This window comes from Streptomyces sp. NPDC096323 (assembly GCF_040302845.1).
Classification (GTDB): domain Bacteria; phylum Actinomycetota; class Actinomycetes; order Streptomycetales; family Streptomycetaceae; genus Streptomyces.
In genome coordinates this window covers 824,272-847,679 of sequence record NZ_JBEOSI010000002.1, presented here as the reverse complement: position 1 = coordinate 847,679, position 23,408 = coordinate 824,272, and the positions used below count along the sequence as shown (strand labels likewise).

The following is a 23,408-nucleotide window of genomic DNA, read 5'->3' as shown; positions in this document are numbered from 1 at the left end:
CGGGGACGGGCATCATGGCTCCTCGTACGGGGAATGGAACGGGCGAGGGCGGGTCATGACGGGTTCGAGCGGCCGGACGGCGGCCTTCGCGGTATGGGCGCTCAGCAGAGCGCTGCTGCTGCTCTGGGTCAGCAAGGTGATCACGCCACCGGGCTTCGACGTGACGAGCGACGTGTCGGTGATCTACCACGGCTGGTACGACGTGCTGAGGTCGGGCACCTATCCGCAGTCCGACGTCACCTGGCAGTACCCGCCGGTCGCGGCCCTCGCGATCCTGTCCCCCGCCCTGCTGCCGTTCCTGGACTACGCCTCCGCCTTCTTCGTCCTGGCGTTCCTGTGCGACGCCCTGGTGCTGGCCCTGCTGCTGTACGCGGGCCGGGGCGCCGCCCGGCGGACGGCCGGGGCATGGGTGTGGGTGGCGGGGGTCCCGCTGCTGGGTACGACCGCGTACGCCCGGTACGACGTGATGGTGACGGCCGTCGCGGTGGCGGCGCTGCTGGCGGGGATCCGGCATCCGCGGTTGCTGGGGGCGCTGGCGGCGTTCGGGGCGCTGCTGAAGGTGTGGCCGGCGTTGCTGCTCGCCGGCACCGCCCGGGGCCGCCGTACCCGCCTGGCGTGGGCGACGGCGGGCGGGGTGGCGCTCGGGCTGCTGGTGCTGTGCACGGCGGCGGCGCCGGGCGCGCTGGCCTTCCTCGGCTTCCAGCGGGACCGGGGCACCGAGGTCGAGTCGCTGGGGGCGCTGGTCTTCCATGTGGCGCGGCAGTTCGGCTGGCAGGGCCGGGTGGAGCTGCACTACGGCTCGCTGGAGTTCCTGGGGCCGCACGTCCCGCTGGTGAGCAACCTCGCCCTGGTGCTGAGCCTGGCCGCGTTCGGCTGGCTGCTGGTGTGGCGGCTGCGGGCCCGTACGTTCGGGGTGAGTACGACGGCGGACGCGGCGTTCACCGCGGTGCTGCTGTTCACCACCACGAGCCGGGTGATCAGCCCCCAGTACATGCTGTGGCTGGTGGGTCTGGCCGCCGTGTGCCTGGTCTTCCGGGAGAGCCGGATGGTCTGTCCGGCGGCCCTGGTGCTGGTGGCGACGGGCGTCACCCAGCTGGAGTTCCCGGTCGGCTTCGGCCATGTGGTGAACAGCGACGCGACGGGCGTGACCCTGATGTTCGTACGCAACGGGCTCCTGGTCGCGGCGTCGCTGATGGCGTGCGCGCGGCTGTGGCGGGAGACGGTGCGCTCAACGGCCGACGGCGCTCCCGCGGCGGCTGACGTACCCGCCGGGGCCGCCCCGCTCAGCCGAGCCGGCTCCGCAGATACTCCCGCCAGCGCACCGTGAAGTCCTCGGGAGTCGTGCCGAGCACCTCGTGCAGGGCCTGCTCCACCGCTCCGTCCCGCCCCGCGTGCCCCCCGACGGCCCGGTAGAAGGCGTACAGCTTCGCCTCGCCCCATTCCCCGGCGATGAGCTCGCAGGCCATCCAGCCGCCCTCGTACGCCCTCGCCAGCCGGTCCGCGTCCTCGGCGAAGCCGAAGTCCTCGTCGGCCGGCAGCGCGGCGGGCACGTCGCCCCGGCGGACGGCGTCGGCCAGCTCGGGGGCGATCTCCGTGGCGGTGCGTTCCCGGTCGCGGTAGGCGGCCCAGTCCGCGAAGCCTTCGGAGAGCCAGGCCGGGGTGGCGGCGGAGGTGTCGGCGCGGGTGGCCACATGGGTGGTCTCGTGGGTGAGGACGACGCGCTGCCCGAAGGAACCGAGCAGGGCGTACGCCTCCGGGTTGACGATCACCCGGTCGGCGGGCGCCTTCCCCGAACCGCCGGTCTCCCCGGTCGTGACGGCCGCTATGCCCCGGTAGTTCGCGGCGGGAGATCCGAGCAGCTGCGCCATGTCCGTCACGGTGCCGGGCACCAGCACGACCACGCGCCCCGCCCAGTGCTCCGGCCAGGCGGCGGAGACGTCGGGCACGGCCAGGTCCGCGGTGGCGGCGATCTCCTTGAGCTCGTCCCGGGGCCGGCCGACCCCCAGCACCAGGCTGGACGCACCGCGCACGACCTCGACGTCGCCCTGCTCCCAGAGCTGCCTGCCCCCGCCGTCGGCGGCCCGGTCGGCGGTGAGGTACCAGCGGCCGTCGGCCGGGTCGCGCTCCAGGTCGAGCACCCGGTCGACGGAGACCGGCGCACTGTCGTAGCCCTCGATCCGATAGCCGAGCCGGACGTCGGCGGTGGCCCGGTCGGCCCCGTGCGCGGCGAGGTCCGTGACCCGGTACGTCCAGCTGCCGATCGGCACGTCCGCGAGATGGCCGAACTCCTTGCGCTGAGTGCTCCGCAGCGCGGGGGCGTCCGGGTCCACGGTGGCCACGTAGGCGTCCTCGTCGTGGTGCAGCACCGCGGCGGCCCTGCGGTCCAGCGTGGCGCGGATGTCCCGGGCCGCGGTGTCGGGGGGATCGTCGGCCGGGGCGGTGCAGGCGGCCGCGCACAGCAGCGCGGCGAGCACGGCACCCGCCGCGCGCCGTCGTCCGCCGCGTGCCCGCCGCGCGGTACGCCCTTGATCAGCCACATGACCGAGGGTAAGGCCGACCGGCACATGGGGGTGGAAAGCGTGTGCGGTCAGACCCGGGTGACCGAGGAGACGGGCATCATGCCGACGGGGTCGTAGCGGACCGGCGCTCCCGGGTACGGGGCGTGGATCACCTGGCCGTTCCCCGCGTACATCCCGATGTGACTGGCGTCCGAGCGGTAGGTGACGAGGTCACCGGGGCGGGCTTCGGAGAGCGGCACCATCCGGCCGGCGTACCGCTGGGCCTGCGAGGTCCGCGGCAGGCTCACCCCGGCCTGGGCGTACGCCCACTGCATCAGCCCGGAACAGTCGAACCCGGAGGGCCCGTTCGCCCCCCAGACGTACGGGCGGCCCAGCGCCTGGTGCACGGCCGCGAGGGCGGCCGCCGCCCGGGACGAACCCGCGGACAGACCGGCCGGCGGCTCGCCGGCCCCGTCGTCGCGGCCGGTGCGCGAGGCCCGCTCGAAGGCGGCGCGCTCGGGCCCGGGCAGCTCCTTCAGCAGCTGCCTGGCCTGGTGGAGCTTGCGCTCGACGGTGCGTTTGTGGCGGCTGACCGCCGCACGGCTGCGCTCCAGGCCGGCGAGCGAACGGGCGGCCTCCGCCCGCGTCTGGGCGAGCGCCTGCTGGGCCTTGCGGAGGCCGGCCAGGGCCATGACCCTGCGGTCGTTGATCCGGGTCAGGGTGGCGGCCCGGTCGAGGTAACTGTCCGGGTCGGAGGAGAGCAGCAGTGCGAGGGAGGGGTCGATGCCGCCGGACCGGTACTGCTCGCGGGCGGCCGAACCGATCTCCGTACGCATCCGGTTGATGCGCTCCTGGCCCCGGGCCGCCCGGTCCTGGGCCCGGCCGACCTCGCCGCGCAGCCGTGCGACGTTCTCGCCGGCCTCGTTGTAGTGCTCGGTCGCCTGCTCGGCCTCGGTGAAGAGGCGGTCCACCCGGGCTCCGGCGGTCCGCGGCGTGTCCTGCGGGTCGGCGCTCGCGGTGGCCGTGCCGAGCGCCGCCGCGGCTGTCACCGCCGCAGCCGACGCAACGGTCACCCGGACGCTCCGGCTCGTGCCGGGCTGTGTGGAACGGCGATGGGACACCACAGGACGCCGCACTCCCTTCCGCTGTACGCAGACGTGCGCAGCCCCTGCCACCCGGGGCGGGCGGACCGACGCACGGGAGCTGCACAGCAGGCAGACAGTAGTCGGACGATCACGGAGCGGACAAAGAGCGCGCCGGTCGCGGGGACGGCACACACAGTGACGCCCCGCCGGTGACCTGTGGTCTCCGGCGGGGCGGGTGTCAGTGCGGGGCGCGGGAATTCGCCCGTTCGGGCGTGGTCAGATGCGCACCGCGCCGTAGAAGCTGCCGATGGTGCTCATCGACTCGTAGCGGACGTAGGCGCCCGAGTGCGGGGCGTGCAGCACCGTGCCGTTGCCCGCGTAGAGACCCACGTGCGCATTGCCGTTGAAGAAGACCAGGTCGCCCGGCTTCAGCTGGCCCTGCCCGATCCGCGTGCCCTGGTTGATCTGGGTGTACGTGGTGCGGGTGATGTTGGCGCCGGCCTGGGCGTAGGCCCACATGGTCAGGCCCGAGCAGTCGAAGGAGCCGGGGCCGGCCTGGCCGGGCGAGTACGGCATGCCGATCCGGGAGGCGGCCGCCTGGAGGGCGGCGGCGCCGAGGCCCGAGGCGGGGGCCTCGTTGCCGAGGTCGACCCGGCTGTTCGCCGTGCGGCTGGCACGCTGGTCGTCCGCGCGCATCTTGTCGCGCTCGGCCTGGGTGAGGGTGTTGAGCAGCTCTCGGGCCTCGGCGAGCTTGCCCTGCTGCTTCTTCTTCTTCTCGCCGAGCGTCTTGCGCACGTCCGCGAGATCGCTCAGCTTGTCCTGGGCCTCCTTGCGCTCCTGCGCGAGGGACCGCTGCTTCTCCTGGACCTTGGACAGCGCCTCGGCCTGCTTGGCCGTCAACTGGTCGAGTGCGGACGCCTGGTCGAGGAAGCTGTCCGGGTCCGAGGCGAGGAAGAGCTGCACGGAGGGGTCGATGCCTCCGGAGCGGTACTGCGCGGCGGCGAGGGAACCGAGTCCGGAGCGGAGGTTGTTGAGCTCCTGCTGACCGCGGGCCACCTTGTCCTGGAGGGCGCCGATCTGCTTCTCGAGCTTCTCCTGCTTCTCCTTGGCCAGGCTGTGCTGCTCGGTGGCCTTCTCCGCCTCTTCGTAGAGCTTGTCGACCTTCTCCTTGACCTCGCTCTTGGTCGGCTTGGGGTCGGCGTGCGCCGCCTGGGAGGTCAGGGCAACGGCCGCTGCGGCAGTTACGCCGAGCACGGTCACGCGGGTGCGGCTCGGTTGCTTGGGACGACGGTGGGACCCCACGAAGGCGAGCTCCTTCTTCCTCGAGCCGCCTACCGGGCTATGGGGGACGGATCCCCAGCTCCGTGCACGTCACGGCCTCGGCGGTTCCTTCACTGCCACCCCGGATGGGTGATCAACCGTGCGAAGGTTCGAGGCCCGACCTTAGTGACCATCTTGTGATCAGTTCAAATCCTCACAGGCAAAATCTCGTCACAGGAGGTACTTCTTTACCCACAGCACACAGGCTGTAGCGGCGACTTGACGGTCCGTTCCCCGATTCCCGGCAAGTCGCCCAACTCGCGCTATACGCGCGAAAGCCGCTTCAGGAGCAAGAGGGACGCGACGGGCCTGGCTCCCGCCTTCGCCACCCCGTCGGCCACTTCGCGGTCGGTGGAGACCACCACGACGGGCCGCCCGGGCGGTTCCGCGCGCGCCAGTTGACGGATGACCTCGTCCGCCGTGACCCCCGGCTTGCTGAACAGCACCCGCACCCCGCGCGGCGGCGCGAGCAGGACCGGCGCGGCCAGTTCCGCCCCGTCGAAGACACAGGTCATCTCCGCGCCCGTCTGGGCCGCGAGCACCGACAGACCGCCCAGCAGCCGCAGCCGCTGCTTCTCCAGCGGCATCTGCGGATAGCCGGTCTTGGTGACGTTGTAGCCGTCCACGATCAGATGGGCCTGCGGCAGCGCGAGCAGCTGGTCGAGCAGGGCCGGATCGGTCTCCGAAAGGGCCCTGGCGGCAATGTCCTTGGGTGACATCCGTCCGGGCTCGACCGCGTCCACACTGTCCGCGGGACGCATCGAGGAGGGCGGCAGCGCCAGTTCGCGGCGCAGCCCGCCGGCCGCTTCGAGCACCGTGTCGAGCAGCAGCCGCAGCCGCATGTCCTCGACCGAGCGCCCCTCCCTCGCGGCCTTGCGGCTCGCCTCGACGGACGCCTCCGCCTCGCCGAGCCTCGCGCGCAGCCGCCGCGTCTCGCTCTCGGCGGCGGACACCCGGGCGGCCGTCTCGGCCCGCAGGGCGTCGCTCTCGGCCTTGCCGCGGCGCAGCGCCGCCTCGCCGCGCTTCACCTCGTTGGCCGCGCTGCGCAGCTTGCGCTGGAGCGAGTCGGCCTCCTTGCGGGCGGCGTCCAGTTCGGCGCGGAGCCGTTCGTTCTCGCTCTTCGTCTGGGCACGGGCGCGGGCGAGTTCCTCGCGCAGCCGTTCCAGTTCGAGCCGGATCTCCTCGTCGGCCCGCTCGGCGCCGGCCCGCTCGGCCTCCTCGCCGGCGGCGGCCACCAGCTTGACCCAGCCGGCCGGGCGCAGCACATAGGCCGCGGCAGCCACGTCGATGGGGTCCGCGGCGGCAGGCGGAGCCCCCGCCACCAGCGCGGCGGCCAGCTCCGGCTGGGCCTCCTTCAGCCGTTCACCGATGCGCCGGCGGAAGGGCGCGTCGCTCTCCAGCGCCGCAGCCATCGCGTTCCCCGCGAACTTGGCGCGCCGGGTCGGCGTGAAGCGGGCGTACTGCCGGAGCTGGGCCGGGAGTTCGGAGACCGTGAGGCCGCCGAAGGCGTCCGAGACCAGCGCGACGACCCGTCGCCGCACACCTTCGGGCAGCGGGCGGTCGAGCACCTCCACGGCATCGCCGGCCGCGTCGGCCGGCGTGGCGCCGCCAGCGGGCTGCTCCACCTTCCGTCACCTCATTTTTTATGTCCGCACGGCCCCGTCAGGAGTCGGCACCCGGCCTGTCGACTAGTTCGATCTGATCCACCGCGTTGCACCAACGACAGCGCACCGACTCGATGGTCTCACTGACCACCTCGCGTTCCTCGACGCTGGACTCACCGGCCAGGTCGAGGTGAACGTACTCGACGACCTTGGACGAACGTGTCACGTCGAACCTCGTCAGGTTTCCGCAGAGCGTGCAGCGCCAGCGGGTCCCGTCGGTCGGCTGGGGAACCGTCGTCATCGTTGTGTCCTCTTATCTCGAGCCGTGAGCTGCCGGACAAGGATCTCGCGGTGCGCCGTCGAACAGCGGATGTCCTCCCGTCACCCTACGGCCTCGGCGCTTCCCGCCGGCACGGCGAGGCGGTCTGTCCCGTTCCCTCCGCTTGCGCCATGCTCTGTTCATGATCGATCGGCGGGCTGCGGCCGGCAGAATCCTGCGGGCGGCCACTTCGGGCGGGCCGCCGGTGACGTACGCCGTCATCACCCTGTGCTGCGTGGTCTTCGTGATCAGCCCACTGTCGGGGTTCAACCCGGTGTACGGCACGGCGGACGCCCTGCTCGCCGCCCAGGCCGGGTACTTCGAACGCTGGGGCGTGATCCCGAGCGAGCTCTGGGACGGCTCGGCGCACGCCGTGCTCACCCCGCTCACCGCGCTGTTCGTCCACGGCAGCTGGCTGCATCTGCTCGGCAACATACTGTTCCTGTACGTGTTCGGGGCGATGGCCGAGGAGCGCATGGGCCACACCGAGTTCGCGTTCTTCTACGTCGGCTGCGGCTATCTCGCCCTGCTCGCCTACGCCGCCGCGCACTCCACCTCGGACCAGACGCTCGTCGGCGCCTCGGGGGCGATCTCGGCGGTGCTGGGCGCCTTCCTCTATCTCTTCCCCCGGGCCCGGGTCACCAGCCTGTTCCCGTTCCTGCTGTTCCTGCCGCTGCGCTTCCCCGCGTGGATCGTGCTGGTCTTCTGGTTCGTCCTGCAGTGGCTGGCGGCCGAGGGCGCGGGCAGCGGACCGGGGGTGGCCTACCTCGCCCATGTGGCCGGCTTCGCGACCGGGTTTCTCTACGCGTGGGGGCGCTACCGGCGTGGGACTAGAGTGAAGTCTCCAGCAGCGGCCACCGAGGGAGAAAGCCAGCCGTGATCACCGCGATCGTGCTCATCAAAACCAGCGTGGACCGGATTCCCGAGATCGCCGAGGCCATCGCCGCGCTGGACAGCGTCAGCGAGGTCTTCTCGGTCACCGGTACCTACGACCTGATCGCCATGGTCCGGGTGTCCAAGCACGACGACCTCGCCGATGTCATCCCCGGCCGGATCAGCAAGATCCCCGGCGTCGAGGGAACGGACACGCACGTGGCGTTCCGTACGTACTCGCAGCACGACCTCGAAGCGGCCTTCGCCATCGGCCTGGACGCCTAGGGCCTCTCGTTTGGATCATGCCGGGCTCGCGGGGTCCGGCCTGATCCAAACGAAAGACCTAGTCCGAACACGTTCGGCCGGGTACGGACAGCTGTCCGTACCCGGCCGAACGTGCTCCCCGGCCTCAGACCTGGGTGGCCGTGCCCCGGTCCGGGACGCAACGGCCGTCCTCGGTGCGGTACTTCCACTGGGCGCCCTCGCTGACCAGCTCCCGGACCGCCCGCAGGAAGCGCTCGACGTGCTCGTCCGGCGTACCGGCGCCGAAGCTGACGCGGATGGCGTTGAGCGACTTCTCGCCCGGCTCCGCCTCCGGCGCGCCGCACTCGCCGACGTCCCGCGCGTCGCTGCCGAGCAGGGTGCGCACCAGGGGGTGGGCGCAGAACAGCCCGTCGCGGACCCCGATGCCGTACTCGGCCGAGAGCGCGGCGGCGAAGTGGGAGCTGTTCCAGCCCTCCACCACGAAGGAGATGACGCCGACCCGCGGGGCGTCGTCGCCGAACAGCGAGAGCACCTTGACGGCGGGGACCTCGGCGAGTCCGGCGCGGACCTGGGAGACGAGCCGCTGTTCCCGGGCGACCAGGCTGTCGAATCCGGCCTCGGTGAGCGCCTTGCAGGCGGAGGCGATGGAGTAGACGCCGATGACGTTGGGCGAACCGGCCTCGTGGCGGGCGGCGGTGGTGTGCCACTGGACGTCCACCCCGCCGTCGGCGCGCCGGGCGACCTGGCGGGAGGCGCCGCCACCGGCCAGGTACGGCTCGGCGTCGCGCAGCCAGTCGGAGCGGCCGGCGAGGACGCCCGAGCCGAACGGGGCGTACAGCTTGTGCCCGGAGAACGCGACCCAGTCGACGTCCAGCCCGGCGATGTCGACGGGGTGGTGCGGGGCGAGCTGCGCGGCGTCCAGCACGATCCGGGCGCCGTGGGCGTGCGCGGCGGCGGCGAGCTCCCTGACCGGCCACAGCTCACCGGTGACGTTGGAGGCGCCGGTCACGCAGACCAGTGCGGGACCGTAGGGATCGCGGTCGGCGAGCGCGCGCTCCAGGGTCTCGACCGCCTGGGCCGGGGTGCGCGGGGCGTTCAGGTACGTCACCCGGGCGTCGCGCCAGGGCAGCAGCGAGGCGTGGTGCTCGGTCTCGAAGACGAACACCTGGCAGTCGGCGGGGAGGGCGGCCGCGAGCAGGTTGAGCGAGTCGGTGGTGGACCGGGTGAAGATCACCTGGTCCTCGGCGCGGCAGCCGAGGAACTCCGCGACGGTCTCGCGGCTGCTCTCGAAGAGGTCCGTGGAGAGCTGCGAGAGGTAGCCGGCGCCCCGGTGGACGCTGCCGTAGTACGGCGCGTACGCGGCCACGTCGTCCCACACCCGCTGGAGCGCCGGGGCGCTGGCGGCGTAGTCGAGCGCGGCGTAGGTGACCTCACCGCCGGTGACGAGCGGAACCGTCACATCCGCACCCAGAACCGGCAGCGGGGCACAAAGCGACTGGTCGGTGGCAGCACTGAGGACAGACATGGCGAACTCCCGTAACAGGCAGGCGAATTCCGCGCGCCTGCGGATACGCGGCAGCACGGAGAAGAGAAAAAGGGTGCGCGGAGAAGGGCCGAAAAGCCCTATCGCATTCGCGTGCTCACAAGAGGCTCCCTGAGGACCAGGACCCCACGGGTGGACATCTGATGATGTCGAGGGGTCCGCGCTTGCCGCAGACCTCGCTGCCTGCGGCCTGGTCTTCACCCGGGGCACCCCGCCACGGACGGAGGGTTGCCGGACAGCGGGCCGGGGCCGTAGTCGCTGTCACTCATGACCTGCGCAGTATCTTGCCATACGTACCCGAACGCGCAAGGCGCAGTCCATGATCTGGACTGCGCCCCGCCTCACATCCGTGCGCCCCGCCTCAGGCGTTGCTGGCCCTGACCCAGCGCTCCAGCGCCCGGCCCGCCGCGCCCGAGTCGATGGAATCGGCGGCCTTGGCGATCCCCGCGGTGAGCTGCTCGGCGAGTGTGCCCTCCCCCGGGTCCAGCGCGACGAGCGCCGCCGCCGAGTTGAGCAGGACGGCGTCCCGTACGGGCCCCGTCTCCCCTGCGAGCAGCCGGCGGGCCACATCCGCGTTGTACGAGGCGTCGGCGCCGCGCAGCGCCTCGACCGGCACCAGGTCCAGGCCGACGGACCGCGGGTCGAAGGTCTCCTCGCGCACCGTGCCGTTCCTGGCGATCCAGACGCGGGAGGTCGCGGTGGTGGTCAGCTCGTCCAGGCCGTCGTCGCCCCGGAAGACGAGCGCGGAGTTGCCGCGTTCGGCGAGGACGCCCGCGACGATGGGCGCCATCCGCAGGTCGGCGACGCCGATCGCCTGCGCGCGCACCTTGGCCGGATTGGTGAGCGGGCCGAGGATGTTGAACGTGGTCGGCGCGCCGAGCTCCGCCCTGGCCTTCGCCGCATGCCGCAGGGCGGGGTGGAACTTCACGGCGAAGCAGAACGTGATGCCCGCCTCCTCGGCGACCTCGACGACGCGCTGTGGCGGCAGTTCGAGGTTGACGCCGAGCTTGCCGAGCACGTCGGAGGAGCCGCTGGCCGACGACGAGGCGCGGTTGCCGTGCTTGACGACCTTGGCGCCGGTCCCCGCGACGACGATCGCCGACATGGTGGAGATGTTGACCGTCTTGGCCATGTCGCCGCCGGTGCCCACGATGTCGACGGTGCGGCCGGGCACATGGATGGTCGTGGCGTGCTCGTACATCGCACGGACCAGACCGGAGACCTCCGTGACGGTCTCGCCCTTGGCACGCAGCGCCACCGCGAAGCCGGCGATCTGCACATCGGTCGCCTCGCCGCTCATGATGCGGTCCATCGCCCAGGCGGTGTCGTCCTCGGTCAGGTCCTGGCCACGCAGCAGGGGGGTCAGCACGCCGGGCCAGGTACGAGCCGCCACGCTGTCGCCGCCGTCCGGGGTCACAACGTTCATGGTCCGCTCCTGGGTCCACAGCCGATAAAGGGATGGGACCACCCTATCGAGGCCCGGGGACAGCGAAGAGCCCCGTCCATCGAATGGACGGGGCTCCTGCTGTGGCGATCAGTTCAGGTGATCAGTGGTGGCCGTGGCCGCTGGTGATCTCCTTGTACTCCTCGGCGGTGGGCTTGGCGATCTGGTTGTTCTCGCCGTAGTACGCCTTGCTGAGCCTGGCCCGCAGCTTCTGCAGCGACGACACCTTGCGCTCGACACCGTTCTCGTCGACCGTCGGGCCGATCTCGACCGGCTTGTACTGCTCGTGCGCGGTGAGCGTGTGCAGCTGCTCCGGTCCGAGCGGCTCGTGGACCTCGACGAACTCACCGTGCGGCAGGCGCTTGATGAGGCCGGACTCACGTCCGTGCAGCACCTTGTCCTTGTCGCGGCGCTGGAGGCCGAGACAGATCCGCCGGGTGACGATGAACGCCAGGACGGGTCCGACGAAGAAGGCGATGCGGACGAACCAGCTGATCGAGTTGAGCGACAGGTGGAAGTGCGTCGCCCAGATGTCGTTGCCGCCGCCGATCAGCATGACCATGTAGATCGTCACCCAGGCGACGCCGAGCGCCGTGCGGGTCGGGGCGTTGCGCGGCTTGTCCAGGATGTGGTGCTCGCGCTTGTCCCCGGTGATCCAGGACTCGATGAACGGGTACAGCGCCAGCGCGGCGAGGATCACGCCGAACAGGACCAGCGGGATGAGGACGCCCAGGACCAGCGTGTGGCCCCAGAGGTTGATTTCCCATCCGGGCATCACACGGACGAAGCCTTCGGCGAAGCCCATGTACCAGTCCGGCTGGGCGCCCGTGGACACCTGGTCGGGACGGTACGGGCCGATGGCCCAGATCGGGTTGATCGAGGCGATGGCCGCGATGATCGCGATGAAGCCGAAGACCAGGAAGAAGAACCCGCCGGCCTTGGCCATGTACACCGGCAGCAGGGGCATGCCGACGACGTTCTTGTTCGTCTTGCCCGGACCCGCGAACTGCGTGTGCTTGTGGTAGAAGACCAGGATGAGGTGGCCGACCACGAGCCCGAGCATGATGCCGGGCAGCAGCAGGATGTGGATCGAGTAGAACCTCGCGACGATGTCGCCGCCGGGGAACTCCCCGCCGAACAGGAACATCGAGATGTACGTACCGACGACGGGCATCGACAGGATCGCGCCCTGGGTGAAGCGCACACCCGTACCGGACAGCAGGTCGTCCGGGAGCGAGTAGCCGGTGAAGCCGGTGAACATGCCGAGGACGAACAGCAGGAAGCCGAACAGCCAGTTGATCTCGCGCGGCTTGCGGTACGCACCGGTGAAGAACACCCGGAACATGTGCACGAACATGCCGGCGAGGAAGATGACCGCTGCCCAGTGGTGGATCTGCCGGACCAGCAGACCACCGCGGACGTCGAAGCTGATGTCGAGCGTCGACGCGTAGGCCTCGGACATCCGGATGCCCTGCATGGGCTCGTACGGGCCGTGGTAAATGACCTCGTTCATGCTCGGGTGGAAGAACAGCGTCAGGTACACACCCGTGAGGATGATGATGATGAAGCTGTAGAGGCAGATCTCACCGAGCATGAAGGACCAGTGGTCCGGGAAGATCTTGCGCATGTTGGACTTGGCGAGGGAGTAGATCCCCAGCCGCCCGTCCGCCCAGTCGGCCACCCGCTCACCGGCGGGCGCCTTGCGGTTCGTATCGGTCGCAGTACTCATCCGCGCTCCCAGAATGCAGGACCGACGGGCTCTTCGAAGTCACCGAGCGCCTCGAGGTTGCCCTCGCTGTTCACGCCGATCCGCAGCTGCGGAAGCGCGTGACCGGCCGGACCGAAGATGACGCGGGCGCCGTCGGAGAGGTCGAAGGTGGACTGGTGGCACGGGCAGAGCACGTGGTGCGTCTGCTGCTCGTACAGGCTGATCGGGCAGCCGACGTGGGTGCAGATCTTCGAGAAGGCCACGATTCCCTCGTGGGCCCACTCGCGCTCGCGCTTGTCCTTGATGTTGTCCGGCTCGATGCGGATGATCATCAGCGCGGCCTTGGCGATCTGCGTCTGGAAGTCGTGCGCGTCCTCCTCCAGGCCCTCGGGCATGGCGAAGGTGAGCGAACCGACGACGACGTCCTCGGGGCGCAGCGGCTCCATGGTGTTCATGTTGACGAGCTGCTTGCCCTTGGCCCACAGGGTCTTGCGGAGCTTCTTCTCCGGCAGCGGACCCAGGTCGCGCAGCAGCATGACTCCGGAGAGCGGCACCAGGGCCAGCGCGCCGAACATGGTGTTGCGGATCAGCTTGCGCCGTCCGAGCACCGACTCCTCGGCGCCTGCCTTGAAGTCGGCGAGAACCTTCGCCTTGACCTCGGGCGGGGCCTCGATGGCATGCCGGTCGTCGGCGACCTCCACGTCGGACATCAGGGTGCGCGCCCAGTGGACGGCGCCCGCGCCGATCAGGAAGAGCGCCAGGCCCAGGGTCAGCCCCAGGGAGAAGTTCAGCGCGCTGACATGACCGAACGGGAAGATGTAGACGATCTTGTCGACCGGGAAGATGACGTAGGAGGCGATGAAGCCCACCGTCGCCAGCATGGACAACAGGAACATGGACGCGACCGCGCGCTCGGACCGGTTCGCGGCCCGCTCGTCGATGTCCTGGATGCGCGGCCTGTGGGCCGGCAGTCCCGGGTCGGCGAACGGGTCGTGCGCCTGGTCCACCGCGTCGTGCGCGGGGGCCTGCTCTGCGGGCAGGTTCTCTTCTGGAATCTCTTGGCTACTCATGACTTCTTGGCCTTAGCGGTGTGGGCCGCGACCCAGACGGCAACTGCGATCAGACCACCCAGTCCGAAGATCCAGCCGAACAGACCCTCGCTGACGGGACCGAGGCCGCCGAGGCTGAGACCGCCGGGGGACTCGGCTTCGGAGCCGTTCACGGTCTTGACGTACGCGATGATGTCCCGCTTCTGCTGCTCGGGCATCGTCGAGTCGGGGAAGGACGGCATGCTCTGCGGGCCGGTCTGCATGGCCTCGTAGATGTGCTTCGGGCTCACGCCTTCGAGGCTGGGGGCGTACTTGCCGTTCGTCAGGGCACCGCCCTCACCCGTGAAGTTGTGACACTGGGCGCAGTTGGTACGGAACAGGTCACCACCCTTGGCGATGTCCGCACCCTCGGGGCTGACCTGGCTCTTGGTGGGGACGATCGGGCCGGCGCCGAGCGACGCGACGTACGCCGCGAGCTGGTCGATCTCGGCCTGGGTGTAGATGACCTTCTTCTTCGGGACCTGGGCGCCCGGCTGCTGGGCCGGCATGCGTCCGGTGCCGACCTGGAAGTCCACGGCGGCGGAGCCCACGCCGACAAGCGAGGGCCCGTCGGTGCTGCCCTGACCGCCGGTTCCGTGGCAGCTGGCGCAACCGACGGAGTACAGCTTCTTGCCCTCGTCGATGGCGAGGGACTGGGCGGTTTCGTCGGCCTGCGCCTTACTCGCGGGCGCAAACGCGGCGTACAGCCCCCCAGTAGCCGCAAGCGCGAGGAGTAGTACGACGACCGCCGCCAACGGATGGCGTCGTCGTGCGGAGAGCTTTTTCACGGATTACCCCGGTGTCAGGATCTTCTGCGTCGATGATGGATCGGGTGCGAGCCCGGTTACTTGATCATGTAGATCGTGGCGAACAGGCCGATCCACACGACATCGACGAAGTGCCAGTAATAGGACACGACGATGGCTGCGGTCGCCTGCTCGTGGGTGAACCTCTTGGCCGCGTACGTCCTGCCCAGTACGAGCAGGAAGGCGATGAGACCGCCTGTCACGTGCAGACCGTGGAAGCCGGTGGTCAGGTAGAACACCGAGCCGTACGGATCCGAGGACAGCGAGAGGCCGTCCTTCTTCACCAGCTCCGTGTACTCGAAGACCTGGCCTCCGATGAAGATCGATCCCATCACGAAGGTGATCACGAACCAGGCGCGGAGCTTCTTCACGTCGCCCCGCTCGGCGGCGAAGACGCCGAGCTGGCAGGTGAGTGAGGAGAGCACCAGGATCGTGGTGTTCGTCGCCGAGAACGGGAAGTTCAGGGCTGACGCCATTTCCTTCCAGTGATCCGCTCCGGTCACCGATCGCAGGGTGAAGTACATCGCGAAGAGGGCCGCGAAGAACATCAGCTCGGAACTCAACCAGATGATGGTTCCGACGCTGGTGAGGTTCGGCCGATTGACCGACGGGTGCGCGTGCCCGGTTTCTACTGTCGTTGCTGTCGCCACGACCGACATTATGTCGGTCGCTTATCCCGCCCTCACTCCGGGGGGTGCCGTTCGGTGTGTCAGAGGGGTGTGTCCTCCCCGAACGGCCCAGCAAACGGCTGTCCGGGGCGATGCTGACAGGCCATCGGGCGGAGTACGATCCGCGCATCGGACAGCCCTCGCGCACCGAGGGCCCCGACAGCCCCGAAGACACGGATGTCACGGAGGAACCATGCAGCCGACCGCCACGGTCCTGGTCTACAGCGACAACGCACACACCCGTGAGCAGGTGAGGCTGGCAGCCGGGCGCAGGCCTGCCGCGGACGTACCGCAGGTCGAGTTCCTGGAGTGCGCCACCCTGCCCGCCGTACTGGACGCGCTGGACCACGGAGGCGTCGACGCCTGCGTGTTGGACGGCGAGACGGCTCCGGCGGGCGGCATGGGCGTGTGCCGGCAGATCAAGGACGAGATCTTCCGCTGCCCGCCGGTGCTGGTCCTGATGGGCCGCCCGCAGGACGCCTGGCTGGCCACGTGGAGCCGCGCGGACGCCGCGGTGACCCTTCCGGTCGAGCCGGTCGAGTTCGCGGACGCCCTGGCCGCCCTGCTGCGCAGCAGGCTCTCCGTGGGGGCCTGAGGGCCCGCGGTCCTGCCGTGGCTCCGGGGCGCGGCGCACCCCGCCGTCAGACCTTGGGGCGCAGCCGCGCCGCGCTGACCGTGTCGACGCGGTCGGGCGTGGCGTCGTTGCTCAGGGCGCTGCCCTTCTGCCACTTGGCCCAGGACAGGTTCCAGTCGCCGTAGCCGTTGTCGAACGGCGTCATGGTCTCGCCGTCACTGCCGACGACCGTGACGATGTCGCCCTCGCGGACGGTGTTGAAGAACCACTCGGCCTCGCTGGTGCTCATGCCGGTGCAGCCGTGGCTGACGTTCGCGTAGCCCTGTGATCCGGTGGACCACGGGGCCGCGTGCACGTATTCGCCGCTCCAGGTGACCCGCGTCGCGTAGTAGACGGGCAGGTCGTAGGAGTCGTCCGAGCCCTCGGCGATGCCGATGGACTCCCCGCGCATACGTACGTAGTACTCCTTGCCCAGCACGACCTTGACGCCGTTGCGGGTGGAGAAGCCGGGCTTGCCGGTGGTCACCGGAATGGTGTGGATCACTTCGCCGTTGCGCTTGACCGTCATGGAGTGCTCCGAGGCGTCGGTGATGGCCTCGATGCGGTCGCCGGTCGTGATCTTCAACGCTTTCGTGGGGGCGCCGTACAGCGCGTTGGTCACCTTGATGCCCGTCAGCGCGCTGCTGACCTCGATGGTGGCCTTCGCCGGCCAGTAGTCCCGCGGCCGGTAGTGCAGCGTCTTGTCGTCGACCCAGTACCAGGAACCGGTCACGGCGGGCGTGGAGCGCACCTTCAGGGCCCGTTCGACGGTGGCGCGGGAGGCCTTGTCGGCGACCGGGGCGCTGAGTACCGCCGTGACGGGCTGTCCGACGCCGTAGGTGCCCGCCTGCGGGCCGAAGGTGACCTTCAGGAACTTCTGGGCCGCCGCGGTCTCGAAGGAGAGCGTACGGACGCCTGGGGCGCCGTCGTCGTCCTCCATGCTGACCTTGACGGTGTACGTGGTTCCGGCGGCGAGCGGGGCTGTGGAGTGCCAGCGGTGGCCGTCGGCGGCGAGTTCGCCCGCCAGATGGCGGCCTTCGGAGTCGATGGCGCTCACATCGGTGATCCGGCCGTCGTCCCCGTCGACGCTGAACTCCAGGGGCTTGTCGGGGTCGGCCTTCTCACCGCCGTCGGGGGCGTTGGAGGAGATCTCGTCCGCCGCGTCGTACGGCTGGGCCGAGAGCGGATGGCCGTCGGACTCCCCACAGGCACTCGCCCCTGCGGCCAGGGACGCGACCAGCAGAGCGCAGCTCATGACGGGACGGATACGCGGCGTGTGGTTCATGAACCCACGCTAAGAAGATTCATTCGATTCAGCGCGTCGGACGACTGCAAACGGGGGGCCCGCACTTCTCGTCGAAGTGCGGGCCCCCCGTCGGGTGGAGCGGTGTCACGGGTGGTGCGATGTCACTGGGTGCGGTTCTCACCGCGGTAGTACTCGAAGACCCAGCCGAACAGACCGATCAGGATGACCGGGGCCGCGAAGTAGAGCAGCCACCAGCCGAAGACGACTCCCATGAAGGCGAACGCGCCTCCGATCGCCAGCGAGAGCGGCTGCCAGCTGTGCGGGGAGAAGAACCCCACCTCGCCGGCCTCGTCCGCCACGTCGGCTTCCTTGTTGTCCTGCGCCAGTGCGTCGACCCGCCGGGCCGTGAAGGCCAGGTAGAAGCCGATCATGACGCTCAGGCCGAAGGCCAGGACGAGCGCGGTGGTGCCGACCGGCTCCTTGGACCACACGCCGTAGGTGATGGCCATGACGAGGATGAACAGCGCCAGACCGAGGAACATCTTGCCCTGGATCTTCACTTGCCCGCCTCCTTGCCGCCGGCGAGGGCCTTGTCGCTCTCGGAGTGGTGCTCAAGCTGTTCGAGCGCCGCGATCTCCGGGTGGTGGAGGTCGAAGGCCGGGGATTCGGAACGGATCCGGGGCAGCGTGAGGAAGTTGTGCCGCGGCGGCGGGCACGAGGTCGCCCACTCCAGCGAACGGCCGTAGCCCCACGGGTCGTCGACCTCGATCTTCTTGCCGTACTTGGCGGTCTTCCAGACGTTGTAGAAGAACGGCAGGATCGACAGGCCGAGCAAGAACGAGGAGATCGTCGAGATCGTGTTCAGCGCGGTGAAACCGTCCGCGGCCAGGTAGTCCGCGTAACGACGCGGCATGCCCTCGGCGCCCAGCCAGTGCTGCACCAGGAACGTGCCGTGGAAGCCGATGAACAGCGTCCAGAAGGTGATCTTCCCGAGCCGCTCGTCCAGCATCTTGCCGGTGAACTTGGGCCACCAGAAGTGGAATCCGGAGAACATCGCGAACACCACGGTGCCGAAGACGACGTAGTGGAAGTGCGCGACGACGAAGTACGAGTCGGAGACGTGGAAGTCCATCGGCGGCGAGGCCAGGATGACGCCGGTCAGACCACCGAAGGTGAAGGTGATCAGGAAGCCGACCGCCCAGAGCATCGGCGTCTCGAAGGACAGCGAGCCCTTCCACATCGTGCCGATCCAGTTGAAGAACTTCACCCCGGTGGGCACCGCGATGAGGAACGTCATGAAGGAGAAGAACGGCAGGAGCACGCCTCCGGTGACGTACATGTGGTGCGCCCACACGGTCACGGAGAGACCGGCGATGGAGATCGTCGCGGCCACCAGGCCGATGTAACCGAACATCGGCTTGCGGCTGAACACCGGGATCACTTCCGAAATGATCCCGAAGAAGGGCAAGGCGATGATGTACACCTCTGGATGCCCGAAGAACCAGAAGAGGTGTTGCCAGAGCAACGCCCCGCCATTGGCCGCGTCGAAGACATGCGCACCGAATTTACGGTCCGCCTCCAGCGCGAAGAGCGCCGCCGCCAGCACCGGGAAGGCCAGCAGGACCAGAACACCGGTCAGCAGGACGTTCCAGACGAAGATCGGCATGCGGAACATCGTCATGCCGGGGGCGCGCATGCAGATGATCGTGGTGATGAAGTTGACCGAGCCGAGGATCGTGCCGAAGCCGGAGAAGGCCAGACCCATGATCCACATGTCGGCGCCGACGCCCGGCGAACGGACCGCGTCCGACAGCGGGGAGTAGGCGAACCAGCCGAAGTCGGCCGCACCCTGGGGGGTGAGGAAGCCTGCCACCGCGATGATCGAGCCGAAGAGGTACAGCCAGTACGCGAACATGTTCAGCCGCGGGAACGCCACGTCGGGCGCGCCGATCTGCAGCGGCATGATCCAGTTGGCGAACCCGGCGAACAGCGGCGTCGCGAACATCAGCAGCATGATCGTGCCGTGCATCGTGAACGCCTGGTTGAACTGCTCGTTCGACATGATCTGCGTGCCCGGACGGGCCAGCTCGGCGCGCATGAAGAGCGCCATCAGTCCGCCGATGCAGAAGAACGCGAACGACGTGACCAGGTACATCGTGCCGATCGTCTTGTGGTCAGTGGTGGTCAGCCACTTGATGACGACGTTTCCCGGCTGCTTGCGCCGGACCGGCAGCTCGTCCTCGTACGAGTCGTCTGCTGCCGCGGCACCCTGAGGTTCATTGAGGATGCTCACAGTTTGTTCGTCTCCGCATTCCTGGCCGGGTCAGTCTGCTCGATGCCGGCCGGCACGTAGCCCGTGTTGCCGTTCTTGGCCAGCTCCTTCAGGTGCGCCTGGTAGCGCTCCGGGGAGACGACCTTGACGTTGAAGAGCATCCGGGAGTGGTCGACGCCGCAGAGCTCGGCGCACTTGCCCATGAAGGTGCCCTCCTGGTTGGGAGTCACCTCGAAGGAGTTGGTGTGGCCCGGAATGACGTCCTGCTTCATGAGGAACGGCACCACCCAGAAGGAGTGGATGACGTCACGCGAAGTCAGGATGAACCGGACCTTCTCGCCCTTGGGCAGCCACAGGGTCGGACCCGGGTTGCCGGTCTGCGGGTTCCGGGTCCCCGGGACGCCGACGTCGTAGACGCCGTCCGCACCCTTGGGAAAGTCCTTCACGAACCGGTCCGGGATGGCGTCGAGCTCCTTGGGGACCTCGTTGCCCGTGGCGGCGGAGCCGTCCACGTTCTCGATGTAGTTGAACCCCCAGCTCCACTGGTAGCCGACCACGTTGACGGTGTGGGCGGGCTTCGGGGAGAGCTCGAGGAGCTTCGTTTCATCGCGTGCGGTGAAGTAGAACAACACCGAGACGATGATCAGAGGGACCACGGTGTACAGCGCCTCGATGGGCATGTTGTACCTGGTCTGCGGAGGTACCTCCACCTTGGTCCGGCTGCGCCGGTGGAAGATGACGCTCCAGATGATCAGTCCCCAGACAAGGACACCCGTGGCGAGCGCTGCCGCCCACGAGCCCTGCCAGAGGGAAAGGATCCGAGGAGCCTCTTCCGTTACCGGGGTGGGCATACCGAGGCGGGGGAAATCCTCCCAGTTGTATGAACAACCGGAGGCCGTCGCCAGGACCAGGCCCGCAGTCAGCACCTGCGGCAGCTTCCGCCGCATCGGGCGCCGCGACAAGCGGTCGGAGCCGTTGGGACTCACGTAGCGCCTTCCCGAGAGTCTCGCCCGCACGGTCGGCGCGCCCGTCTCGCTGGTCGGTCGCCGGCCCTGACGCGGGCAGGGGTTTGGATGTTTATGCGGACCAAACCCTACTGGACGCTATTTGGGGTCGCGCGGGGAGGGTGCCCAACGCGCCGCCCGACTCCCCGAAGGGGTGGAATCCGGGCCTCCGGCCACCATCTGACGCCCCCTCTCCCCTGTCGTGCGGGCAGCCGGTCCCGGCCGGGGGCCGCTCCCGGGCTAGCGTGGCCGGGTGCCCTACTTCGACGCCGCGTCCGCCGCCCCCCTCCATCCCGTCGCCCGCCAGGCGCTGCTTGCCGCACTGGACGAGGGCTGGGCCGACCCGGCCCGCCTGCACCGGGAGGGGCGGCGGGCCAGGCTGCTGCTGGACGCGGCCCGGGAAGCGGCCGCGGAGGCCGTCGGCTGCCGCCCCGACGAGCTGACGTTCACCTCGTCGGGCACCCGCGCGATCCACTCCGGAATTTCCGGAGCTCTCGCGGGGCGTCGGCGTGTCGGCCGCCATCTGGTGGTGTCGGCGGTCGAGCATTCGGCGGTGCTCCATTCGGCCGCCTCCCACGAGAGCGGGGGCGGATCGTTCACCGAGGTCCCCGTGGACCGCACGGGAGCGGTGGACGCGCAGGCGTACGGGAACGCCCTGCGTGAGGACACCGCGCTGGCCTGCCTGCAGTCCGCCAACCACGAGGTGGGCACCGAGCAGCCGGTCGCCGAGGTGGCCGGACTCTGCCGGGCCGCGGGCGTGCCGCTGCTGGTGGACGCCGCGCAGTCGCTCGGGTGGGGGCCGGTGCCGGCCGGCTGGTCGCTGCTGACGGCGAGCGCCCACAAGTGGGGCGGACCGGCCGGGGTCGGACTCCTCGCGGTACGCAAGGGTGTGCGGTTCGCGGCCCAAGGCCCCGCCGACGAACGGGAGTCGGGGCGGGCGGCCGGCTTCGAGGACATTCCCGCGATCGTTGCCGCGGCGGCGTCCCTGCGGGCGGTACGGGCGGAGGCGGCCGCCGAGTCGGTGCGGCTGCGGGCCCTGGTCGAACGGATCCGGACCCGGGTGCCGGCGCTGGTGCCCGATGTGGAGGTGGTCGGCGATCCCGTGCGGCGGCTGCCGCATCTGGTGACGTTCTCCTGTCTCTATGTCGACGGGGAGACCCTGCTCCACGAGCTGGACCGGGCCGGCTTCTCCGTATCGTCCGGTTCGTCCTGCACGAGCAGCACGCTGACGCCGAGCCATGTGCTCAAGGCGATGGGAGTGCTGTCGGAGGGCAACGTGCGGGTGTCGCTGCCGGCGGGCACGTCCGAGGAGGACGTCGACCGGTTCCTGGAGGTGCTGTCCCCGGCGGTGGCGGGCGTACGGGAGAAGCTGGGGGCGCCCGCCGCGGCCGCCCCCTCCCCCGCACCGGCGGCCTCGCTGGTCGTCGACGCGCTGGGGCGGCGCTGCCCCGTCCCGGTGATCGAGCTCGCAAAGGTGATCGGGGAGGTACCGGTGGGCGGGACGGTGACGGTCCTGTCCGACGACGAGGCGGCGCGCCTGGACATTCCGGCCTGGTGTGCGATGCGTGAGCAGGAGTACGTGGGTGAGGAGCCGGCGGACCGGGGCTCGGCCTATGTGGTCCGCCGGCTGTCCTGACGTCCCTTACGCGAGGTGGGTGCGCACCTCGGCCGCGGCCTCGTGGCCGTACGCCTTGGTGAAGCGGTCCATGAAGTGGTTGCGGTGCAGGGTGTACTCCTGCGTGCCGACCGTCTCGATGACCAGGGTGGCCAGCATGCAGCCGACCTGGGCGGCCCGCTCCAGGCCGACGCCCCAGGCGAGACCGGAGAGGAACCCGGCCCGGAAGGCGTCGCCGACGCCGGTCGGGTCGGCCTTGACGTTCTCCTCGGGGCAGCCGACCTCGATCGGCTCCTCGCCGACGCGCTCGATGCGCACGCCCTGGGCGCCGAGGGTGGTGACCCGGTGGCCGACCTTGGCGAGGATCTCGGCGTCGGTCCAGCCGGTCTTGGACTCGATGAGCCCCTTCTCGTACTCGTTGGAGAAGAGGTAGGTGGCGCCGTCGAGCAGGATGCGGATCTCGTCGCCGTCCATCCGCGCGATCTGCTGCGAGAAGTCCGCGGCGAACGGGATGTTGCGCGAGCGGCACTCCTCCGTGTGGCGGAGCATGCCCTCGGGGTCGTCCGCGCCGATGGAGACGAGGTCGAGGCCGCCCACGCGGTCGGCGACGGCCTTCAGCTCGATCAGACGGGCCTCGCTCATGGCGCCCGTATAGAAGGAGCCGATCTGGTTGTGGTCGGCGTCCGTCGTGCAGACGAAGCGGGCGGTGTGCAGGACCTCGGAGATCCGCACCGAACCGGTGTCGACGCCGTGGCGGTCGAGCCAGGCGCGGTACTCGTCGAAGTCGGAGCCCGCGGCGCCGACCAGGATCGGACGGGTGCCGAGCAGACCCATGCCGAAGCAGATGTTGGCGGCGACACCTCCCCGGCGCACGTCCAGGTTGTCGACCAGGAAGGAGAGCGAGACCGTATGCAGCTGATCGGCGACCAACTGGTCGGCGAATCGGCCGGGGAAGGTCATGAGGTGGTCGGTTGCGATGGAGCCGGTGACTGCGATACGCACGGGGAGACTGCTCCTGGGGAGGTCGAGGGGAACGGTGACGGTTCCCGTGGCGGCGTGCCGGGTGAGCCTGCACCCACCCCCCGATTTTCGGGCCCTTCCACGCTACCGGTTCCGGCGCTCGAGCGAAGGGGGGAAAACTACCCGATAGTAGGTCTTTCCTCCTGAGCTCGGGGGTGCTTACGGTGCGGATATGTCGAATCACATCGCCTCGCGCGAGTCCCGGACCGGTCTGGCCGAGCTGCGCGGAGACTGCGCACGGATGGCTCCGCACTGGGTGGTACCCGCGAAGACCACTCCCACGCCCGTGGCGCTCTCCCTCATCCACGGCGTGACGGTGCCGCCCGCCTCGGCCCGGCTGATCGACGCGACGGCGGAGTACGGCGACTGAGCGGCCGGCCTCCTCGTCGCACCGGCCGCCCCAGGAGGGAACCGTGTG

Annotated in this window: 22 protein-coding genes and 1 riboswitch; of the genes, 6 read left to right on the top strand and 16 right to left on the bottom strand. The window is 69.8% G+C overall.

From position 1 onward, the window contains the following. Positions 1-55: 55 nt before the first annotated feature. Positions 56-1,327 (top strand): glycosyltransferase 87 family protein, encoded by a 1,272-nt coding sequence (locus ABTX18_RS07780; protein ID WP_352121831.1) that lies wholly within the window; start codon positions 56-58, stop codon positions 1,325-1,327. Here ABTX18_RS07780 and ABTX18_RS07775 read toward each other — a convergent pair. The 5 genes from ABTX18_RS07775 to ABTX18_RS07755 form a co-directional block, all read right to left on the bottom strand. After that, on the bottom strand, positions 1,284-2,537 hold the full coding sequence (locus tag ABTX18_RS07775; protein ID WP_352121830.1) for a hypothetical protein: 1,254 nt from the start codon (positions 2,535-2,537) through the stop codon (positions 1,284-1,286). The two genes, ABTX18_RS07780 and ABTX18_RS07775, sit on opposite strands and share 44 nt — an antisense overlap. A gap of 50 nt (positions 2,538-2,587) precedes the next feature. Further along, a complete protein-coding gene (locus ABTX18_RS07770) occupies positions 2,588-3,622 on the bottom strand; it encodes a C40 family peptidase (protein ID WP_352121829.1) in 1,035 nt (344 codons plus the stop codon). A gap of 237 nt (positions 3,623-3,859) precedes the next feature. After that, the gene (locus ABTX18_RS07765; RefSeq protein WP_352121828.1) at positions 3,860-4,885 is read right to left on the bottom strand and encodes a C40 family peptidase; all 1,026 of its coding nucleotides are present in this window, start codon (positions 4,883-4,885) and stop codon (positions 3,860-3,862) included. Between the two features lie 281 nt (positions 4,886-5,166). Then, positions 5,167-6,528 carry an NYN domain-containing protein gene (locus ABTX18_RS07760; RefSeq protein WP_352121827.1) on the bottom strand — a complete coding sequence of 454 codons (1,362 nt, stop codon included), beginning with the start codon at positions 6,526-6,528 and terminating at the stop codon, positions 5,167-5,169. Between the two features lie 37 nt (positions 6,529-6,565). Further along, a complete protein-coding gene (locus tag ABTX18_RS07755) occupies positions 6,566-6,808 on the bottom strand; it encodes a hypothetical protein (RefSeq protein WP_014156692.1) in 243 nt (80 codons plus the stop codon). A 160-nt stretch (positions 6,809-6,968) separates the two neighbouring features. Here ABTX18_RS07755 and ABTX18_RS07750 point away from each other — a divergent pair, with 160 nt between their 5' ends. Next, positions 6,969-7,706 (top strand): rhomboid family intramembrane serine protease, encoded by a 738-nt coding sequence (locus ABTX18_RS07750; protein WP_352121826.1) that lies wholly within the window; start codon positions 6,969-6,971, stop codon positions 7,704-7,706. Next, complete coding sequence (locus tag ABTX18_RS07745; RefSeq protein ID WP_136328375.1) at positions 7,703-7,984, top strand: Lrp/AsnC family transcriptional regulator; 282 nt, start codon at positions 7,703-7,705, stop codon at positions 7,982-7,984. Before ABTX18_RS07750 ends, ABTX18_RS07745 begins: the two co-directional genes overlap by 4 nt. 124 nt (positions 7,985-8,108) lie before the next feature. Here the strand turns inward: ABTX18_RS07745 and ABTX18_RS07740 are convergent, their stop codons facing one another. The 6 genes from ABTX18_RS07740 to ctaE all read right to left on the bottom strand — a co-directional run bounded on the left by ABTX18_RS07740 (position 8,109) and on the right by ctaE (position 15,211). After that, entirely contained in the window at positions 8,109-9,488 is a 1,380-nt protein-coding gene (locus tag ABTX18_RS07740) for an aminotransferase class V-fold PLP-dependent enzyme (protein ID WP_352121825.1), read from the bottom strand. A 173-nt stretch (positions 9,489-9,661) separates the two neighbouring features. Next, positions 9,662-9,779, bottom strand: a riboswitch (SAM riboswitch). An 88-nt stretch (positions 9,780-9,867) separates the two neighbouring features. Beyond that, the gene (gene trpD, locus ABTX18_RS07735) at positions 9,868-10,932 is read right to left on the bottom strand and encodes an anthranilate phosphoribosyltransferase (protein WP_352121824.1); all 1,065 of its coding nucleotides are present in this window, start codon (positions 10,930-10,932) and stop codon (positions 9,868-9,870) included. A gap of 121 nt (positions 10,933-11,053) precedes the next feature. Continuing rightward, the gene (qcrB, locus tag ABTX18_RS07730) at positions 11,054-12,679 is read right to left on the bottom strand and encodes a cytochrome bc1 complex cytochrome b subunit (protein WP_352121823.1); all 1,626 of its coding nucleotides are present in this window, start codon (positions 12,677-12,679) and stop codon (positions 11,054-11,056) included. Beyond that, entirely contained in the window at positions 12,676-13,728 is a 1,053-nt protein-coding gene (qcrA, locus tag ABTX18_RS07725) for a cytochrome bc1 complex Rieske iron-sulfur subunit (protein ID WP_352121822.1), read from the bottom strand. Before qcrA ends, qcrB begins: the two co-directional genes overlap by 4 nt. Continuing rightward, the gene (gene qcrC / locus ABTX18_RS07720; RefSeq protein ID WP_352121821.1) at positions 13,725-14,534 is read right to left on the bottom strand and encodes a cytochrome bc1 complex diheme cytochrome c subunit; all 810 of its coding nucleotides are present in this window, start codon (positions 14,532-14,534) and stop codon (positions 13,725-13,727) included. Before qcrC ends, qcrA begins: the two co-directional genes overlap by 4 nt. A gap of 56 nt (positions 14,535-14,590) precedes the next feature. Next, positions 14,591-15,211 (bottom strand): aa3-type cytochrome oxidase subunit III, encoded by a 621-nt coding sequence (ctaE, locus tag ABTX18_RS07715; protein WP_136328381.1) that lies wholly within the window; start codon positions 15,209-15,211, stop codon positions 14,591-14,593. A gap of 202 nt (positions 15,212-15,413) precedes the next feature. On the opposite strand from ctaE, the gene ABTX18_RS07710 reads away from it, so the two are divergent. Further along, a complete protein-coding gene (locus ABTX18_RS07710) occupies positions 15,414-15,815 on the top strand; it encodes a response regulator transcription factor (protein WP_352121820.1) in 402 nt (133 codons plus the stop codon). A gap of 46 nt (positions 15,816-15,861) precedes the next feature. Here ABTX18_RS07710 and ABTX18_RS07705 read toward each other — a convergent pair whose 3' ends face one another. The 4 genes from ABTX18_RS07705 to ctaC form a co-directional block, all read right to left on the bottom strand. Beyond that, positions 15,862-17,118, bottom strand: a complete 1,257-nt coding sequence (locus tag ABTX18_RS07705) for a L,D-transpeptidase (RefSeq protein ID WP_352121819.1) — start codon at positions 17,116-17,118, stop codon at positions 15,862-15,864. Between the two features lie 122 nt (positions 17,119-17,240). Continuing rightward, the gene (locus tag ABTX18_RS07700; protein ID WP_352121818.1) at positions 17,241-17,639 is read right to left on the bottom strand and encodes a cytochrome c oxidase subunit 4; all 399 of its coding nucleotides are present in this window, start codon (positions 17,637-17,639) and stop codon (positions 17,241-17,243) included. After that, positions 17,636-19,372: an aa3-type cytochrome oxidase subunit I gene (gene ctaD / locus ABTX18_RS07695; RefSeq protein WP_352121817.1), complete on the bottom strand. Its 1,737-nt coding sequence runs from the start codon at positions 19,370-19,372 to the stop codon at positions 17,636-17,638. Before ctaD ends, ABTX18_RS07700 begins: the two co-directional genes overlap by 4 nt. After that, entirely contained in the window at positions 19,369-20,337 is a 969-nt protein-coding gene (gene ctaC / locus ABTX18_RS07690; RefSeq protein ID WP_352121816.1) for an aa3-type cytochrome oxidase subunit II, read from the bottom strand. Before ctaC ends, ctaD begins: the two co-directional genes overlap by 4 nt. Before the next feature lie 271 nt (positions 20,338-20,608). Here ctaC and ABTX18_RS07685 point away from each other — a divergent pair, with 271 nt between their 5' ends. Then, positions 20,609-21,991, top strand: a complete 1,383-nt coding sequence (locus ABTX18_RS07685; RefSeq protein ID WP_352121815.1) for a cysteine desulfurase/sulfurtransferase TusA family protein — start codon at positions 20,609-20,611, stop codon at positions 21,989-21,991. Positions 21,992-21,997: 6 nt separating this feature from the next. Here ABTX18_RS07685 and ABTX18_RS07680 read toward each other — a convergent pair whose 3' ends face one another. Further along, on the bottom strand, positions 21,998-22,972 hold the full coding sequence (locus ABTX18_RS07680) for a carbohydrate kinase family protein (protein ID WP_352121814.1): 975 nt from the start codon (positions 22,970-22,972) through the stop codon (positions 21,998-22,000). A 190-nt stretch (positions 22,973-23,162) separates the two neighbouring features. On the opposite strand from ABTX18_RS07680, the gene ABTX18_RS07675 reads away from it, so the two are divergent. Continuing rightward, on the top strand, positions 23,163-23,360 hold the full coding sequence (locus tag ABTX18_RS07675; RefSeq protein WP_352121813.1) for a hypothetical protein: 198 nt from the start codon (positions 23,163-23,165) through the stop codon (positions 23,358-23,360). Positions 23,361-23,408: the final 48 nt, after the last annotated feature.